The sequence below is a fragment of the Snuella sedimenti genome, from assembly GCF_016428595.1.
In the GTDB taxonomy this organism is placed as follows: domain Bacteria; phylum Bacteroidota; class Bacteroidia; order Flavobacteriales; family Flavobacteriaceae; genus Snuella; species Snuella sedimenti.
This window is the reverse complement of sequence record NZ_JAELVQ010000015.1, coordinates 40,442-57,874: the sequence shown is the minus strand read 5'-3', so window position 1 is coordinate 57,874 and position 17,433 is coordinate 40,442. Positions and strand designations below refer to the sequence as shown.

The 17,433-nt window shown below is 38.7% G+C and carries 11 protein-coding genes; all 11 read right to left on the bottom strand.

Translation table 11 applies throughout. The features are described 5' to 3' along the window. Positions 1-23: 23 nt before the first annotated feature. Positions 24-2,120 (bottom strand): TIM-barrel domain-containing protein, encoded by a 2,097-nt coding sequence (locus tag JF259_RS11855; RefSeq protein ID WP_199115545.1) that lies wholly within the window; start codon positions 2,118-2,120, stop codon positions 24-26. 70 nt (positions 2,121-2,190) lie between these two features. Next, complete coding sequence (locus tag JF259_RS11850) at positions 2,191-3,036, bottom strand: glycoside hydrolase family 16 protein (protein WP_199115544.1); 846 nt, start codon at positions 3,034-3,036, stop codon at positions 2,191-2,193. Then, positions 3,029-3,886: a fumarylacetoacetate hydrolase family protein gene (locus tag JF259_RS11845; RefSeq protein ID WP_199115543.1), complete on the bottom strand. Its 858-nt coding sequence runs from the start codon at positions 3,884-3,886 to the stop codon at positions 3,029-3,031. The genes JF259_RS11850 and JF259_RS11845 overlap by 8 nt, the downstream gene beginning before the upstream one ends. Positions 3,887-3,934: 48 nt before the next feature. Then, positions 3,935-5,512, bottom strand: a complete 1,578-nt coding sequence (locus JF259_RS11840; protein ID WP_199115542.1) for a sulfatase family protein — start codon at positions 5,510-5,512, stop codon at positions 3,935-3,937. A gap of 1 nt (position 5,513) precedes the next feature. Next, entirely contained in the window at positions 5,514-7,874 is a 2,361-nt protein-coding gene (locus JF259_RS11835; protein WP_233164246.1) for a PDZ domain-containing protein, read from the bottom strand. A 17-nt stretch (positions 7,875-7,891) separates the two neighbouring features. Beyond that, positions 7,892-8,578 carry an SGNH/GDSL hydrolase family protein gene (locus JF259_RS11830; protein ID WP_199115541.1) on the bottom strand — a complete coding sequence of 229 codons (687 nt, stop codon included), beginning with the start codon at positions 8,576-8,578 and terminating at the stop codon, positions 7,892-7,894. 1 nt (position 8,579) lies between these two features. After that, positions 8,580-10,961 carry an alpha-L-fucosidase gene (locus tag JF259_RS11825; RefSeq protein WP_199115540.1) on the bottom strand — a complete coding sequence of 794 codons (2,382 nt, stop codon included), beginning with the start codon at positions 10,959-10,961 and terminating at the stop codon, positions 8,580-8,582. Positions 10,962-10,977: 16 nt separating this feature from the next. Further along, entirely contained in the window at positions 10,978-13,206 is a 2,229-nt protein-coding gene (locus JF259_RS11820; RefSeq protein ID WP_199115539.1) for an alpha-L-fucosidase, read from the bottom strand. A 12-nt stretch (positions 13,207-13,218) separates the two neighbouring features. Continuing rightward, positions 13,219-14,706 (bottom strand): alpha-L-fucosidase, encoded by a 1,488-nt coding sequence (locus JF259_RS11815; protein WP_199115538.1) that lies wholly within the window; start codon positions 14,704-14,706, stop codon positions 13,219-13,221. 6 nt (positions 14,707-14,712) lie between these two features. Then, a complete protein-coding gene (locus JF259_RS11810) occupies positions 14,713-16,512 on the bottom strand; it encodes an alpha-L-fucosidase (protein WP_199115537.1) in 1,800 nt (599 codons plus the stop codon). Beyond that, positions 16,512-17,291, bottom strand: coding sequence for an SDR family NAD(P)-dependent oxidoreductase (locus JF259_RS11805; protein WP_199115536.1), 780 nt, complete (start codon positions 17,289-17,291; stop codon positions 16,512-16,514). Before JF259_RS11805 ends, JF259_RS11810 begins: the two co-directional genes overlap by 1 nt. Positions 17,292-17,433 lie beyond the last annotated feature (142 nt).

Below are 17,433 nucleotides of genomic sequence, written 5' to 3'. Positions count from 1 at the left end.
CAACAAGCTATACTGTTACAGTATTAGTTCTGCGTCATATATTCCCATACAACCTTTTTGTTATAACCGTAGGGCTTGCCTTTTTCTGGCTTTAAAATATGTCCTTTAAATTGACCAGACTTGTCCTTTTTTACTTTAATTTCTACTTGAGAAAATTGTCCTTTTTCAAAATCGAAAGATACGCCATCATCATCATATAATGTAAATTGTCCTTCTATGTCTCCATAATGTCGAATGGTCAAATCCATTTTTTCATCGGTTCTCGGCGCCCTGTTTCTTGTTTCTGTCATGGGAATGATACTCCCATTTTTCACAAAAAGCGGTATGTTGTCCAATCCGGGTTCTATAGTAATGATTTCTTCCTCGCCTACAAATGTTCCGGTATAAAAATCGTACCATTTACCTTTGGGGAGTACTACTTCACGGGATGTTTCGCCTATAAACATTGGAGCTACCAAAATAGCATCTCCCATCATGTATTGATAACGCACCTCTTTGGTTTTATGGCCTGCATAAGGGTTATCGGTGCCGTCCAGTTTTCCTTCTATTTTTTTCGATCTAAATGAAAAACCTTCTAACAATTGCATGGCTCGAAACGGCGGTATCCCCTCAAAATGATACTGGGCAAAGGCGGTATACATATACGGCAATAAACGCATGCGTAATTGCGCCACATCGCGCACCTGTGCTTCTACTTCGGGAAATGACCAAGGCTTGGTGCCGTCGGCCCAGGCATTTAACATCGCCATAGGTGAAAAACAAACTGTTTGCATACGTCGTAACCATTCTTCTGCACTTTTCGACGCACGCACTTCGGGCGTCCACAACACGCCTATAAAGCTACTATTGATTAAAGCTGTTATAAAATCTTTATGACTGTAATAATCGTTATAGATCACATAGGGAAAGCTACTGGCTCCTGCATTGGAAGCCCTCACCAAACCATAAGTACGTTGGTTCATTTCCCTAAACCATTTACTGGTCATATTCTGTACCAAAAGTCCATACACTTGTCGCATTTCTTCTGCAGACGTTCCTGATGGGAATGTTGCAATATCAGGCCATAACCACTGATCGAAACCGTCTACCTCATCAATTTTATAGCCACTAACCCCTATTTTTAAATGATTTTCAAAGAAATGTTCTTTAAGCAAATTCCTTGTCTCTTCCAACATTAAGTCTGGAACAATTCCATTCCAAACTGTATGTGATCCAGATAAAGGTTTAACTTTTGAATAGAGGCTTCCTACAGGGGACACATAAGGGTTTATCCATAAATTAGATCGTATCCCTTTATCTAATAAGGTACTTACAAAACCTTGAGGATCTGGAAAACGCGTTTCCTCCCATTCGAACGTACAGGGGTAAGACATGGTTTGCCATCCTGGCTCCACGCCAATAAAATCTAAAGGAAAGTCATGGCTCTCAAAATCGGCTACTTCCTTTAAAATATCATTTGCCGAAAATAAGGTAGGAACCCGTTGTGTAAAGCCCAAGCCCCATTTAGGCGGTAAATAGCCACCTCCTGAAAACAAATTGTATCGCTGTACAACTTCCAACATAGATTTTCCTCCAAAAACATAGACTTCTGTGCCGTCTGTAGGGACTAATATTTCGACTGCATCGGAATAGGGTTGTGCTTCCCATTTGGGGTCTGAATTCCGATCTCTTAACACTGGTTTTTCATCGGCATCTACACGTACACCTGTTCCTGCATATACCGTTAAATAATTAGCAGCATCAATTAAAACGCCATAGCCATCGGTAGACACATAAAAAGGGACGGGTGCATGAGTACGCCCAGAATCGCCATTACCATAATGGTCTACATGTAAATTTAAAATCCTTCCCCGTTGATTATGTGTCTTGAAGTTTAAACCTAATCCGTAAAGTTCTTCTTCCTTTTGTAACGGAAACCGCAGATAGGTCTTACCGTTAATAACCTCAGCACTTATTTTCGTTTTATCCAAAGGAAACGTTACACCCGAAAGGTTATCCAAAGCCTCTGTATCGGGCTTAACCTCGGCCGCTTTTAATAAACTTATAGGTTGTTCATTTCCAATTTTTGCACGCCAAATACCGTTATGGATTTCGTTCCATTTCAGGTTTTGAGCAGTCATTGAACATGAGAACCATGTTACGGCAAAAAGAAAAAAGATTTTTAAATTTTGCATGTACTTAGTAATAATGTTATTGATATATTTTTACCCAATCTATAATCATGTGTACAGGAAGGTCTTCCGGTTTCACATCGCCTACCCAGGAGCCACCTAATTGCTGATCGATCAATATATAGAAAGGTTGATCGAATGGCCATTGCGTAGGGTCTACGCCTTCTAATTTTGGATAGGTATGTGTCGCTTTACCATTAACAGTAAACACCAGTTTATCTGGATACCATTCCAACCCATAGGTGTTAAATTCTTCGGAATTCACCTTAGCTGTTTTGTAGTAAAGGGGATGTTCTTTTTGCTTAAGCTCCAGTGTATAGTAGGAATGTACGGTTTGATAAACCATATCGTCGAAATTGAGATGCTCCATGATATCGATCTCTCCATTTCTTGGGTACTTTCCATATTTCTTTTGCTCGGCCAATAACCAGATGGCTGGCCAAGCGCCTTTGGCACTTTCCAGTTTTGCCCGTATTTCAATTTTACCGTACTGAAAAGCAAACTTTCCTTTGGAATAAATACCTCCTGTTAAAAAGGGACGGGAATCTGCTATGGTATCTGGATTAACTATACCCTTTAAATGCAACTTCCCATTCAGGAAACTATAACAGTTTGCGTTATCGGACATATAATTCCCCCAATCGGCTTTATTCGGGGGAATTTTTGTCCATTTTGTTGTATCAATTTGCGGTTTATCAAAATGATCTTCCCATACCACTTGCCACTTTGTTGTTTGTAGCGTATCCTTTTGAACAAAGATATATTCGTCTACAATGGCCGATCGGGACGCTTTACAGTTTACCAATAATACGGCAAACAATAAAGCTGGATATTTTAACGCTTTAAAGCTTACAATTTTAACCATTGTAAGCTTTGGCTACTTGTTTGGATACTCCTAATCCATCGATACCCAATTCCATTACATCCCCTGGTTTAAGGTATATAGGTGGGTTAAACCCTAAGCCTACACCAAAAGGTGTTCCTGTTGAAATAATGTCTCCTGGTAACAAAGTCATAAATTGTGAAATATAGGACACTACTTCTTCTACATTGAAAATAAAGTCTGAGGTCGATGAGTTTTGTAGCTCTTTACCGTTAACTTTTAGCCATAAATTAAGGTTGTTAGGGTTTGGTATTTCATCTTTAGTGGCGATAAATGGCCCAACTGGCGCAAAGGTATCGCATCCTTTCCCTTTACACCATTGCCCTTCTTTTTCTATTTGATAGGCGCGTTCGGAAATATCGTTATGCAGCACATAACCTGCTATGTGATTATAGGCATCTTCCTTTTCTACATAAGATGCTTTTTTGCCAATAACAATCGCTAATTCTACCTCCCAATCTGTTTTTTCACTTCCTTTTGGTATTACCACATCATCATTTGGCCCAACTAAAGCAGAGGTTGCCTTAAAGAACAATACAGGCTCTTTGGGTATAGCCATTCCTGCTTCTTCTGCATGCTTGGCGTAATTTAAACCTACACAAACAATTTTGGAAGGACGTACTAAGGGCACTGCCAAACGCGCAGTATCGGTAATCTTAGGACAGCCAGAAGCGTTACTTTCCAACCAAGAACTTAATCTTTCTAGGCCATCTCCACCAAAAAAAGCTTCGTCATAATCCTGTCCGAATGCAGATACATCTATTCGTGTTCCATCTTCTAATTGCACGCCAGGTTTTTCATTTCCTACTTCTCCAAATCGTATTAATTTCATTTTTATTGATTATTTATTGTTTTTATTTATTTGTTTTTGTTATTGAACTCATCTTGACTTTTCCCAATTAATTTGTTTCCAGTTTGCTACCGAATCATTTTTCTGAGCTTCACCCGGTGTGCTTCTGCCTTCGAGGATTTGCTTTTGCAATAATGCTTTAAGCTTGGCTACTTTTTCAGGATGCTCATTATAAATATTTTGCGTTTCACCGGGATCGGTAACCAGATTATATAGTTGGATCTCAGGTAAGGACGCGACATCCTTTGAATTGGGCTTGGGAAAACTCCAACCGGCAGAACCCGGTGCCATCACCAATTTATAATCACCTTGCCGAATGGCAAAACTTCCATTAATGGAACTGTGAATGGTAGCCTCCCGCTTAAACATCTTTTCATTATTTGTTAAAAGTGGTAACATTGAAAAACTGTCTTCTGCTTCATTATCGGTCAACTTTGCATTTACAATATCGGCACAGGTAGCGAACAAGTCTGTGGTGCATATTGTTTTACCCGAAACGGATCCAGCTTTCACCATTTCCGGCCATTTTACAATAAACGGCACACGATGTCCCCCTTCAAAAATATCGGCTTTATGTCCCCTGTAAATACTACTCGGATTATGATCAAATGCTGCTAACACCTTATAATCGGCTTGAGGCGAACATCCGTTATCACTTGTAAAAATGACAATTGTATTCTCTTCGATTCCGGCTTCTTTAATGGCTGCCTGTAATTGTCCCATATAACCATCTACTTCCATCACAAAATCGGCATAGGGGTTTAAACCACTTTTACCCAACCACTCCTTAGTAGGTAAAATTGGGGTATGCGGTGAAGGCAAGGCTAAATACAAAAAGAATGGTTTCTCATTTTTAGCTTGCTCTTTTATAAAATTAAAAGACCTTCTAAAAAAGTTAGGGGTTACATCTTCATGAACAAAATCGGGACTTGTCGGTCCTTCGCGCCACCATGTATATTTTCCTTTATCGACCGTTACCGTATCTGGCATGGCGGTTGGCATACCATTTTCGACATATACATAAGGCGCCATGTCCAACGAACCCGAATGTCCGTAAGCATAGTCAAACCCCACATCGTTTGGTCCATTTTTAATAGGCTTTGAAAAATCGATATTCTTAAAGTCTCCAGGGTTCCATCCATTACCCAATAGGCTGTCACTTTGTGTTTTGGCCCAATCCCAACCTAAGTGCCATTTACCTATAAAACCAGTGTAATAACCGTTCTTTTTGAGAAATGAAGCCACTGTAGCCCTATTATTTGGAATTAAAGCTTTGGATGTCCCTGTTAAAACACCGCTTTTAAGCTTACTCCGCCAATTATAACGGCCCGTGAGGATACCATAGCGTGTAGGTGTACAAACAGATGAAGACGTATGTGCATCGGTAAATTTCATTCCGCCTTGAGCTAATTTATCTATATTGGGTGTTTTTATCTTACCATCAGGGTTAAATGCTTTAATATCGCCAATCCCCAGATCGTCTGCCAATACATAAATAATATTAGGTGATGTTACAACTTCTTGTTCTACCTCAATTTTCTGCTTTTTAGCGCAAGACATCTGTAATAAAACGATGCAAAGAATTGCTAAAATTAAGTGCTTCTTCATTTTATTTTGTTATTAAATTAACGGCTTGCTCTTTCTGGTTTCTAAAGATACCCAGTTTCATTTTACCTTTCCAGTTTAACTTCTGAAAGTTATTTATTAAATCTGATACATTTTCAATTTCAGTGCCTTCAACTCGAATGATTACATCACCTTCCTGAATTCCTGATTTTTTAAGTATACTCTTTTCATTAAGTGATACGACCAAAACACCAGCCGTTTTGTTTAATCCCGATGCCGAACGCTCTTCAATAGTTTCTATGTTTTTTATGTTGGCATACTGCCATACAATGACTTTCCCTTTCTTTTTAGAAGTACTTAAGTACACTTCCGGAAAATCAGGATTTTTAGCCAAAGCTTTTAATTTTTGTGTTTTAACCCCAAAGACATCCGTTCTAAAAGGTTTAAAACCAATTTTTGATACTTCTGTTGTATCAACTAAATCGTAGTTTCCTCTAGTTGGGTCTTTAAACTCAATATCTCCAAATATACTATGGGCATCAACGCCTTTTGTCTGTGCTTCTTTTAAACTGGATTCATTAGGAAAGAAATTATAGTCCACTTCTTTTCCCCAAGCTAATAGTCTTATATCTCGATGACTTGTAAAAACAATATTTTTCCTAAATATGTCGCCGCTATTTTTAAACCAAACATGCGGATGAAAACCATTGTTAACCATAATATTATTTTCTACAGTTCTGTAAAACCCTTCACGCAGTTTAATGCCTCCGTTTAAACATAAATTATTGTATATGGTATAATTTGAAGAACCATCATCCAAATCGATGTCCCACCCATGATCGCATCTAAAACGATTATTTCTAATGATAGTGGTATGTATGGCATCCCAATATGGCATCTGCGGATTATTGGTTGTTAACTCGTTCATCACAGATCTGTTTGGATGCCAAAACCGATCGCGCCCCCAGGAGTTAAACGCTCCGTGATCGGAAGTTTCCAATACGGTGTTAAATACATCATTAAATTCTATAACATGGCCTCCCCAAGTTCCTTCGCTAACATTGATTCCTGCGCGTGGTATGTCGTAAATACTATTATTGCTTATGGTTATATCCATTGCCATTGAAAGTTGTACGCCTGCTGTTTGTTTTTCAATGCGTCCAATTCTGTAAATCAAGTTATCGTTGACAACGGATTTACTTGGATAATTATTTGTAGCAGGACCTGGTATGGTATCCATTTCGGCTAAATTGACATATTCCCCATATTGAAATGAGGGCGAACGTACCGCTTTTGGGTCACCAACAAAACTAATAGCAGTAGCCCCACAATCGTGAATGTGGTTTCGTTCTATGGTAATATCGCGATTGTAGTTACTTGCAAAAATGACGTTCCCTCCCAAGTTAACAAACTCACAATCGGTGATGCTTACCTTTTCAGTTCCTTCAATAAACAGAGCTCCTCCTCTATATATGGTCCAATCACTTCGCAACAAAGGCTCATAATCTTCCATAAAGGTTCTTTGCGTATGTGTAAACTTAATTCCCTTGATGTTAATATCTTGTACAGGCTCAGGCTCAGTTCCCTGAATGCTTATCAAATTCTTTAAGATAGCACCTTCAAAAACAGCTGTTTCGACATTTACATTTTCCGAAGGCCAATAATAAAGCTGCTTTGTGTCTTTATCAAAATACCACTCTCCTGGACTGTCCAGTTCTTCCAAAACGTTCTCAACCATTCTAAAACGTTCGTGCATTTTTGAAGGTCGGTTATTTTGATGCCCTCCTGTTAAGTCTACCGTACCATCTTCATTGGCTTTTGATATCCTATAATGAAAATCGCCCCATTCACCACTATGCATGGCGTGTACAATTGCTCCTTTAGGTTGTTTCCATGATTTTACACGTTCTAGCGAAATGGCATCCACTGCATGCCCTTGCCAGTGTCCGCCTTCTTCACTGTAATTAGGGTATCTTGCCAATATTTGTTGCTGCCCATTTACAAAGAATTGATCGAAATTTAAATGTCCTTTTACCTCTGCTATCCATATAGAGTCTGATTGTTTAACCCAATTCAAATCTAACTGTTCAGATCCTTTTATAATTACTTTATCCGATCCTTCTCCAATAATGTTAAGATGGCTTAGCTGAGAGGTTATTACAATTGGTTTTACTAAATGGTATTCTCCCTCTTGTAGATAAATGTTAACGTGTGCTTCTGGATATGTTTCTTTATGGGCTTCTGCTTTTGCTAAAGCTGAAGCTATGGTTGCTAACGGCCCATCTTTAAATCCTGAAGCGGCATTATTACCATTGGGATTAACATAAATATCAAGTACTTGGGGTTTACAGCCAAGTAACATTTGGATACATAGTATGAATGAAATACCAACTATTCTTCTCATTTTATCTTAGCTTGAAACTATTGTTTTTTGAGCATTTTTAATTGTTCAAATAAAAACCCCGATACTATTTTACCCAACTTTTTATATCCATCTTTAGTATAATGGACATCGTGAGATCCTTTCCCATATTTCTTGTGGATGGTTTTCGATGCTTTATAGATATGATTAACACTTACATTATGCTTTTTCATAACGGCTATTGCCGCTTTATTGTATCTTTTAGCATCTGCTTCAAACCTTCCTGCTTCTTCCTTGGGTACGTAGCTAGTTGTTACAAAAACCAATTTTGCATTTGACTTTTCTTTAATCTTTCTAACCAAAGTATCTAAATTAGCTGCATATTCTTCAACGGTATAGGTTACCTTTCCGTTTATTTTATCTCTGTTACCATACTCTTTCGAATCTGGATGTCGATAGCATAGATCCCAAAGTCCCCAATTAAACTGAATGATGTCCCAGTTGGTATCTCCTATCCAAGCTTCAATCTGCTTTAATCCTGTACCCGTATGTTGTGCGTTGCCTGGATTATGCTCTACAATTGCTGTTGCTGCTAAATTTTTCTTTACAAAGGGTGTATATCCAATAGATATGGAGTCTCCTATGATTAGTATTTTTGGTTTTTCGTTATAAAAACCACTCGTAATAAATACTGTTAGCAACAGTATTATGTAAAGTGGTTTATTTGAATACTTTTTATGATTCATTTTAGTTTACATTATAAACACTAAAGCTTTTTATTTGAGGCTCTCTATCTCTCTTTAAAATTCTGAGTCGCAATCGACTTACTTTTATACTTTCGAATTGTTCTATTCGCTTATGTCCAATGCTTTTACCTCTAAATACTTCTTTCCATTTCCCATTTACAAAAGCCTCAACTGCATAGGCTCTAACACGTTCCCCTAGTTTGATATCTTCCTGAATAATTACATGATTGATTTCTGTAGCTGTATCAAGTTTCAATATCAATTTATCTCCTGTTCCTGATACTGTTTTTAATGGTTTAAAAAACCGCCTATTAATCTCATCTCCCCATTCTTTTAATCGTTTGGCATCGGGTTCAGGCAACAGCCCTTCAGGGTCTGGTGTTAAGCCCATGATAAGGGTTGCATTTCTGCCAACAGACTTATAATACATATCCATTAAATTTTCCAAAGGGAAAATATGCGTTTCATCACCGGGTTCCCAAAACCACTCATGACGTCCATTATAGCCTCTTAAGGGTGCATCGGCCATGGCCGGCACCCAAAATTTTCCATTGGGATCGCCTTCTTTTAGTAACTGAAAATTATTGGTTGCTATATTTTTTCTAGCACTTTCACCTGCTCCTGTGGCACTATAAGGAAATGTTGACCAACATGAATCGGCAACTGTTCCTGATTCGGAACCACCCCAACGTGCTTCTGCCAACTGTCCATTATGGTAGAACAGGCAATTAGGCTGATATTTTCTAACGATGGGCAAAACATCTGGAGCTCCATTATCGGGATGGTCGGCACCACCATCAAACCAGATTTCAAAAAGTTCTCCATAATTGGTACATATTTCTTTTACCATACCCTCTATCATTTGGTTATACCACTTCTGACGGTTTTCCTTAAATGCGCCTTCTCCATTAACCTTAAAGTCATGAACACCTAAAAATGAATTCCATCGAATACCTAAATAGATGCCTGGCTTAATGCCATACTTTCTACAAGAGGCCACAAAATCGGCTACAATATCACCTTTACCATCACGCCAATCTACTGCTCTTAAACAATAGGGATTAACTTTAGATTGGTACAGGGCAAAGCCCGTTTCGTGTGTTGCTGTTAAAATCGCAAATTTGGCACCAGCATCCTTAGCTGCCTTAACCCATTGGTCTGTGTCTAATTGTTTCGGATTAAATATCTGATAATTGGAAACAGGATCGATTCTGTTATTTCCTTGTCCGTATTTTATACCATCAAATACATGCAGGTCGTAATGGAATACCACGCCCATTTCGGCTTCTTGCCAAGCCAATTGCCTATGATTCGGCTTTGGGTATGATACCTCTTCGATAGGAATGAAAATACTATAGGATTCATCGCCCTTCTTAGCTGCCAAGCTTAGTACTTTGGGTTTGCCATTTTCATGATAAACAAATGGACGTTCTAATCGGTCGGGGACGAGCATCGATCCATCTGTCATTTTAACTTTCTTAGGCATGAGTACATACTCATTGGCCTTTTTCCAATGGATGCCGTCATGCGATGTGACCATACCTATAAAACCATGTGCATGAAATACACCATAAAAGCGGTTTCTGGTTTCATCATACCACATAGACATGTCTTCGGTATCTATATAATCGATTACCGGCTTTTCTTGAATTTCAAATGGTCCTAAAGGTGACTTTGAAATGGCTATAGCCTGGTTTCTTATAAAGCGTTTTTCATTGGGTTTATCACCTTTAACAATCAAATAATAGTTACCGTCGCCACCTCTATCGATAGCTGGGTTTACCGTAAGTGTTGTTATGGGACCCGAAGGTTCTATTAAGGGTACATCCATACGCTTCCATGGTCCATTGATGGAACTGGAAACGGCAACACCAGTACGTTGATTGGGGCGTAAAATTTTCCAATTTGGATGACTGTATCCTGTATGGGCTGTTTCTATGAGTTCTTCTTCTGTAAAATCTTTATCTCCTAAATTGGTTGCGATGTAATACAAATAATATTTACCATCAAAATATTTTATTTTAGGGTTATGGGCCGTTATCGCATCCCATCGGTTGTTGCGGGCACCTTCAAGTACTACTTCTTTAAATTTCCAGGGGCCGGTAGGTTTTTTGGACGTAGCATGTGCAATCTCGGAATGGGTTAACCATCCTAAAAACCCGTATTCTTTCTTCCACCGGGCATAAAACATATGATATTTACCATCTTCTCCCTTTAATATGGATGTCCCCCAATTGTAATAGCCTTCGGTTTTAAAAACATTATCGGAAGTAATAGGTTTAAAGCTATCGTACAAACGTAAATCATCTGTATTTTGTGCCACTCCCAGACTAACAAAAAAGAATAAAGCTCCAATAAAATTATACTTTACAATTTGCTTCATTTAAACTCAAATTGGTTCATTCAAAAACATCCAACTCTGCAATGGCAGCTGTTTGTTTGCCTCCTGCTATGGTTTTAGACTCGATCCTAATAAACCTACCTTCAGCCGTATTCTTAAAATAATGGTTTCTTCTTACTGGATCGTTAATTAGGTTTCCAAACTCAAAGGTCTCTACGGTTTTCCATTGTTTACCATCCTGACTTACTTTAACAATACCTTGTTCGATCATGCCGTCGACATGTCTGGTTTGCGGTGTATAGGCAAATCCTTTAAGATTATAGGAACGGCCTAAGTCAATGGCTATGTAATGGGTCTTTCCTTTAGCTTCTGATTGCCAATAGGTATTCGGGTTCTCGTCAAAAGCATGCGTTCCTGGGTGTTTATCTGCTCCGCTATCTGTTCCTACAATTTTCCAGTCGGTCTTTAAAATACCGAATACACGGGATGCTACACTTCCTACTTCTTCTTTATCAATAGCAACGGCCTTAACCTCTGTTGAAGCGATAGTTTCGGGGGTTTTAAATAATTTGGATGTTTTTGTAGGTGTGCTGCCATCGATGGTATAGCGTATTTCATATCCAGCATTCAAATTGCTAACGGCATCTTCTCCATGTGGTTTCCAACCAAAATCATGCTTCTTGGGGGCAATGTTAAGCTTTCCTTCGGCATCTCTTGAAATGGTTAATTGTGGCGGACGTGTCTTATAATAATGCGCGGTTACATTGGAAACTGCTGGTGTAAAACGTGAGGCTAGTACACGTATTCTGAATTTATCTGACGTTACCTCCTGAAAACGTAAAATACGTTTGTACCCCACATTGGTGGCCACTGCAACTTCCTGCCATGCATTGTCTATCCATGCATCCAACGCATGTTCTTCAATACGCTCACCGTGCGTTGTTATGGCTTCCTGGAGCACCAATCGGTTGATTGTCACCGGGGCTTTGGTACTAATGATTATTTCATTTGAACCGTCCAACAATTCATAGCTTTCCGTATCTGCATCCAACACTTTGGATGGCCCGCTTGCGCCTTCAAATAAATTAGTGCCATAGGTTGCTTTAATACGTTGCCCTACTTCATTTAGAACCTTGACATCTTCTGGTGAAAACTTACCGTCTCTATTTGGAGGGATGTTCAATAAAAATGTTGAGTTGCCCCCGACAGACCGCTCGTAAATATCGAACACATCATCGGCACTGCGTACTTTTTGCTTGTCCTCGTCCCTGTAAAACCATCCCTCTCGAATTGAGGTATTGGTTTCTGCTTGTTGGTAATGCAAAAATTTGGCATCGTACAGTTTCTCCCTGCTGCCTATGTCTTCTCCTGTTATATCGGCGAAGCTATTCATCTCATGGGGATTGGTTTTATAAGGGATTACGTTCCATTCGGTATCCCTTGTCCCGCCAGCTTCGTTACCACACCATCTGATATCTTGTTTACCAAAGACCACGGCTTCTGGAGCCAATGTGCTTATGAGTTCTTTCCAGGCCAGATAGTTGTACTTTTGTCCGCCCTTGCGCTTGGGGTGCGCACCGTCGAACCACACTTCGTGTATGGGACCATATTCTGTTAATAATTCGAACAACTGATTTAGGAAATACTCGTTATAATCGTCAACATTGAACGTAAAGGTGGTCTTATTGGCAAACGGACGTCCTTCTACGGACCTTGGAATGGTCCGGTCTGAATATTTGCTTAGATTACCGTAAAGCCCTTCTTCATTTTCAATTTGATACAGATCGGCCGGTGATAGATAGACACCCAGTTTTAAACCGTACTTTTGACAGGATTCCGACAATTCTTTTAAAATATCGCCTTTACCATCCTTAAATCCGGTAGACATGATACCGTGCTTGGTATAACGGCTTTGCCAAAGCACAAAACCGTCGTGGTGCTTTACCGTAATTACAACCATTTTCATGCCGGCACTTTTCATGGCCTCGCACCACTGGTCGGTATCTAGCGTCTTTAAATCGAATATTTTGGGGTCTTCCATACCATTTCCCCATTCCATACGGGTAAAGGTATTGGGACCAAAATGGATAAATGCTATAAATTCATTTTTTAACGCCTCGTATTGGTTTTCCGTTGGCACGACATGTGCTGCTTTTAAAACGATAGAATCTTTGGAATCGTTTTCCTTAATTTCAATGGTATTGCTGGTATTTAATACCAATCCTTTTTTTTGGTTACAGGAAACGAAAACCAAAGCAATAATTAATAAACTAGATAGTCTGTACATAATATGGACTCTTTATTTCTTTGTTATTTTAATAGCATAGGCATATACATCCGTTGCTTTCATTTTATTAGGTTGGTAGCTGGGCAATTCGATTATAAAATCTTCACCAGCTTGTTTTCCATTTAATACTTCTCCCGTTGCCAACAATGAAATTTTTGCTTGTTCTGAAGCTTTAAAATTTCTTATTACTACTTCTTCGTTCCATTTTGGCAATATGGCATAATAGGCTTTGTCATTTTGTGTAAAGAACAGCTCTTTAACAGCATAACCTGGTTCGGGATCGATGGTTTGCTTTAAAATGACATCACCTCCCAAATAATGTTGCTTAGGGATATAATTCTTTTCACCTTCTAAAGACCACTGAAAAGAGTTATTCCAAGGACGTGTGCCATAAATAGCTTCTCCGTTTGTTTCCAACCAACTTCCTATTTGCAATAAGCGTTCTTGCATAATTACCGGTATTCTACCCCTAGCATCGGGACCGATATCCAATAATAGATTTCCTCCTGTACTTACAATATTTACCAAGGTTAACACCAATGCTTTTGGGGAATTGTAATCTTGTGCATCTTCATTACGGTTGTACCCAAAGGAGAACCCCATACCGCGACATTCTTCCCAAGGTTTGTTGAATTCGGGAGTAGCTGCTTCATATTCGGTAGTAAAATAACCTCCGTGGTGCTTCCTTATACCTTTTCCCCAACGATCATTAACAACAATAGATTCTTTTACATTAGATTCGTTAAATAACCAGGCTAAAAACGCTTTTGATTTCCATTTCTCGTCTTCCATATCCCACTCACCATCAGCCCATAATATGTCAGGACTGTATTTGGTTACCAAATCTTTTACCTGTGGGATAAAATGCTCATCTACAAAACGTTCTTTGTCTTTTTGCCACCATGGGTGATACCATTCATAAAGTGAATAATACAATCCCATTTTAACGTCGGTTTTCTTTACAGCTTCAGATAATTCACCTACCAAGTCCCGTTTGGCTCCTACTTCCATGCTGTTCCATGCAAAGCCTCTATCATTAGCTTGCTTGTTAGGCCATAGTGTAAACCCATCATGGTGTTTAGAGGTCAATACAATGTATTTGGCTCCTGCTTTTTCAAACAGTTCAGCCCAATCATTGGGATTGAACAGATCGGCTTTAAACATCTCGCCAAAATCGTAATAACTAAAGTCCTCTCCATAGGTTTTATTATGAAAATTAACTATTTCATCTCCTTTAAACTTACCATTACCAAAAAGGGATTTACTCTGTAGCCAATATTGATACCACTCTGAGTAAGTTCCTTTTGGCGACCAAGCTGGAACCGAATAAGGTCCCCAGTGGATAAATACTCCAAACTTAGCATCTTGAAACCAATCGGGTATTGGTCTAGAGTCTAAGGATTCCCAAGTGGGTTTATAGGCTTCCTGAGCATTCACAGTAGAACAAACTGCTAATGCTAAAAGAAAAATTATCAGGTAATGTTTTTTTAATAGGTTCATAATAATTTAGTTTTTATCGATTTCAAAAGTCCATGCATCGTGTGTAGGCATTTCAGCATACTTTATACCGCTAGTATCAACATGCATTTGTCCATTAGTATAAGTCCAGGGTAATTCCCTGTCTAAGCCCAATAATTTAACCGTTGCTTGAGATCCTGGGTCTGGAATTGTTAACTTTAATGTATCATCTGGCCACTCAAAACTAATTGCATAAATCTTATCCTTATTTTGTGTGTAGCACAAGTATGTTTTTAATGAGCTGTACGTTGCATTTAAGCCTTGTACTTTCTTTTCTGCATCCAAAAAGAAAGCGGAAGCTGGTACTAACTGTTTTTCATTCCCCTTCGTTTTCCAAAATAAGGCAATAGAAGCATTTAGATCCTTTTCCCTGTATTTGATTTGAACTGGATAGGCTACTCCTTCCTTTAATTTAATTGTACCTTGTGTTGTAGCACTAGTTTGTGCTCCCATAACTTCGGATTGCGACCCAGCAGCCGTATAATTTTGGTTAATAACTTGTTTTCCGTCTATTAAAACAATGGCCTCATCATCTGCTTTGACTTCAAAAGTATAGTTCCCACTGTGAGGGGCAACTATATAACCTTCCCAATTTGCTGAAAAATTGTCTTCTCTAATTCCTTTCATTGGTGAATTACGCACCCAATTAAAATTAATTTGAGAATCAATACGATTCATAAACACCTCTTTTTCTTCTTCATGACGCGTAAACGGTGTAGCTCCGTAAATGGCAGCTCCATTTATTTTTAACCAATTTCCTAAATCTATTAAGCGTTCTTGCTGAATTAACGGAATCTGTCCGTCTGCTTTTGGCCCCACATTTATAATCATCCCACCTCCATTGGCAACTGTGTGTATAAAGCGTTGGATTAAATCTTGGGAACTTCCATAGGCTTCTAAAGTTTCATTTCTGTTTAAACCAAATGATCGCCCTATTCCTCGAACTTCAGCCCAAGGCCTATCGGTTACCTTAATGCCTGCACTGTACTCTGGTGTTAAAAATCCAGTGTCCAAACCATGTCCCCAACGGTTATTAACAATAGCTTCGTCACCTACTAAGTTATAATACCAGTGAATCAATTCGGCCGAGTGCCATTGCTTGGCAGAGTTGAACCATTCACCATCTGCAAATATTAAAGACGGTTTATAAGTACTTATCAATTCCTTAAATTGAGGTACCATATAAGAGTCTATATAGTTTGTAATGCTATCATGCGGATCGGTATACCATCGGTGTAATGGGTGGTTCCACTCTGGAAGCGAATAATACAGTCCCATTTTTAACCCTGATTTTTTTACTGCATTTGTTAGTTCTCCAACAATATCTCGTTTAGGCCCTACATCCACCGAATTCCAGTTTCTACTATATTTACTAGGCCATAAAGCATATCCATCGTGGTGTTTAGACACCAACACAACATATTTAGCACCCGATTTTTTAAAAAACCCGGCCCATTCTTCTGCATTAAACAGTTCTGCTTTAAACAACGGGGCAAAGTCTTTATAGGTGAAATTTTGACCATAGGTATCTTTCATAAAATTAGTACGCAAAGAATCGCCTAACTGCAACCCTCTTAAGTACCACTCGCCATAAGATTCTTTACTTCCATAGGCTGGTACGGAGTATAATCCCCAATGGATAAAAATTCCTAGCTTAGCACCCTTAAACCACTCTGGATAAGGTCTTTCTGAAATCTCTTTAATATAGTCTATCTTTCCATTTTGTTGTGAAAACGTTATCGTAACGGCACTAAAAAATGCAACAATTAACAAATACTTTTTAATCATTACCCGTTTAGTTTTATGAATCCACCATCTATTGGAAAATCTGTTCCTGTTATAAAGGAAGCTTCATCAGAACAGAGATAAAGTGCTAGGTTGGCTATTTCTTCTGGCTTCCCCATACGGCCAATAGGCTGTGTTTTTGACAAGGCTTCAAACATTTCTTCTTCTTTTCCTGGGTAATTCTTCTTTATAAATCCATCTACAAAAGGCGTGTGCACTCTTGCTGGCGATATACAATTACAACGAATACCATCATTAACATAGTCCTTGGCAACAGAATAGGTCATAGTAAGTGCAGCACCTTTAGACATAGAATACGCAAAGCGGTCTGAAATTCCAACCGATGATGCGATAGAAGCCATATTTAAAATAACGCCTCCACCGTTTGCTTTCATTTTAGGGACAACGGCGTGCATGCAGTTATATACGCCTTTTACATTAACATTATAAATACGGTCTAAATCGGATTCTTCTGTATTCTCTACATTACCTACATGGGCTATCCCAGCATTATTTACTAAAATATCTATAGGCTGTTGGGCAGCTATAGTATTTATAACATCTTTTACTTGTTGGTGATTAGACACGTCGCATTGGTAAAAATACGCCTTACCTCCATTATTATTAATTTCTTCTACTGCTAAATTACCGCTTTCTTCATTAAATTCTAAAATATGTACTTGAGCACCTTGCTTCGCAAATGCTGTTGTAATTGCTTTTCCTATACCACTAGCTCCACCAGTAATGACAGCGGTTTTTCCTTGTAAACTGAATATTGACATTGTTATTTTAATTTTAATATGTTAAGAGATTGTTTAAATTCCACCTTTTGGTTTTGTTATGCCCCTTTTTTCACCACTTTTCGTTATGAAAATCCTCATTTAGCGCTGCTAAACTCCGGTTTTAAAGCCTTAATTGGCAAAA

What these genes read in the sequence shown, in the direction of transcription:
- JF259_RS11855 (WP_199115545.1), bottom strand. Translation starts at nt 2,120, where the DNA reads ATGACTGCTCAAAACCTGAAATGGAACGAAATCCATAACGGTATTTGG.
- JF259_RS11850 (WP_199115544.1), bottom strand. Translation starts at nt 3,036, where the DNA reads ATGGTTAAAATTGTAAGCTTTAAAGCGTTAAAATATCCAGCTTTATTG.
- JF259_RS11845 (WP_199115543.1), bottom strand. Translation starts at nt 3,886, where the DNA reads ATGAAATTAATACGATTTGGAGAAGTAGGAAATGAAAAACCTGGCGTG.
- JF259_RS11840 (WP_199115542.1), bottom strand. Translation starts at nt 5,512, where the DNA reads ATGAAGAAGCACTTAATTTTAGCAATTCTTTGCATCGTTTTATTACAG.
- JF259_RS11835 (WP_233164246.1), bottom strand. Translation starts at nt 7,874, where the DNA reads ATGAGAAGAATAGTTGGTATTTCATTCATACTATGTATCCAAATGTTA.
- JF259_RS11830 (WP_199115541.1), bottom strand. Translation starts at nt 8,578, where the DNA reads ATGAATCATAAAAAGTATTCAAATAAACCACTTTACATAATACTGTTG.
- JF259_RS11825 (WP_199115540.1), bottom strand. Translation starts at nt 10,961, where the DNA reads ATGAAGCAAATTGTAAAGTATAATTTTATTGGAGCTTTATTCTTTTTT.
- JF259_RS11820 (WP_199115539.1), bottom strand. Translation starts at nt 13,206, where the DNA reads ATGTACAGACTATCTAGTTTATTAATTATTGCTTTGGTTTTCGTTTCC.
- JF259_RS11815 (WP_199115538.1), bottom strand. Translation starts at nt 14,706, where the DNA reads ATGAACCTATTAAAAAAACATTACCTGATAATTTTTCTTTTAGCATTA.
- JF259_RS11810 (WP_199115537.1), bottom strand. Translation starts at nt 16,512, where the DNA reads ATGATTAAAAAGTATTTGTTAATTGTTGCATTTTTTAGTGCCGTTACG.
- JF259_RS11805 (WP_199115536.1), bottom strand. Translation starts at nt 17,291, where the DNA reads ATGTCAATATTCAGTTTACAAGGAAAAACCGCTGTCATTACTGGTGGA.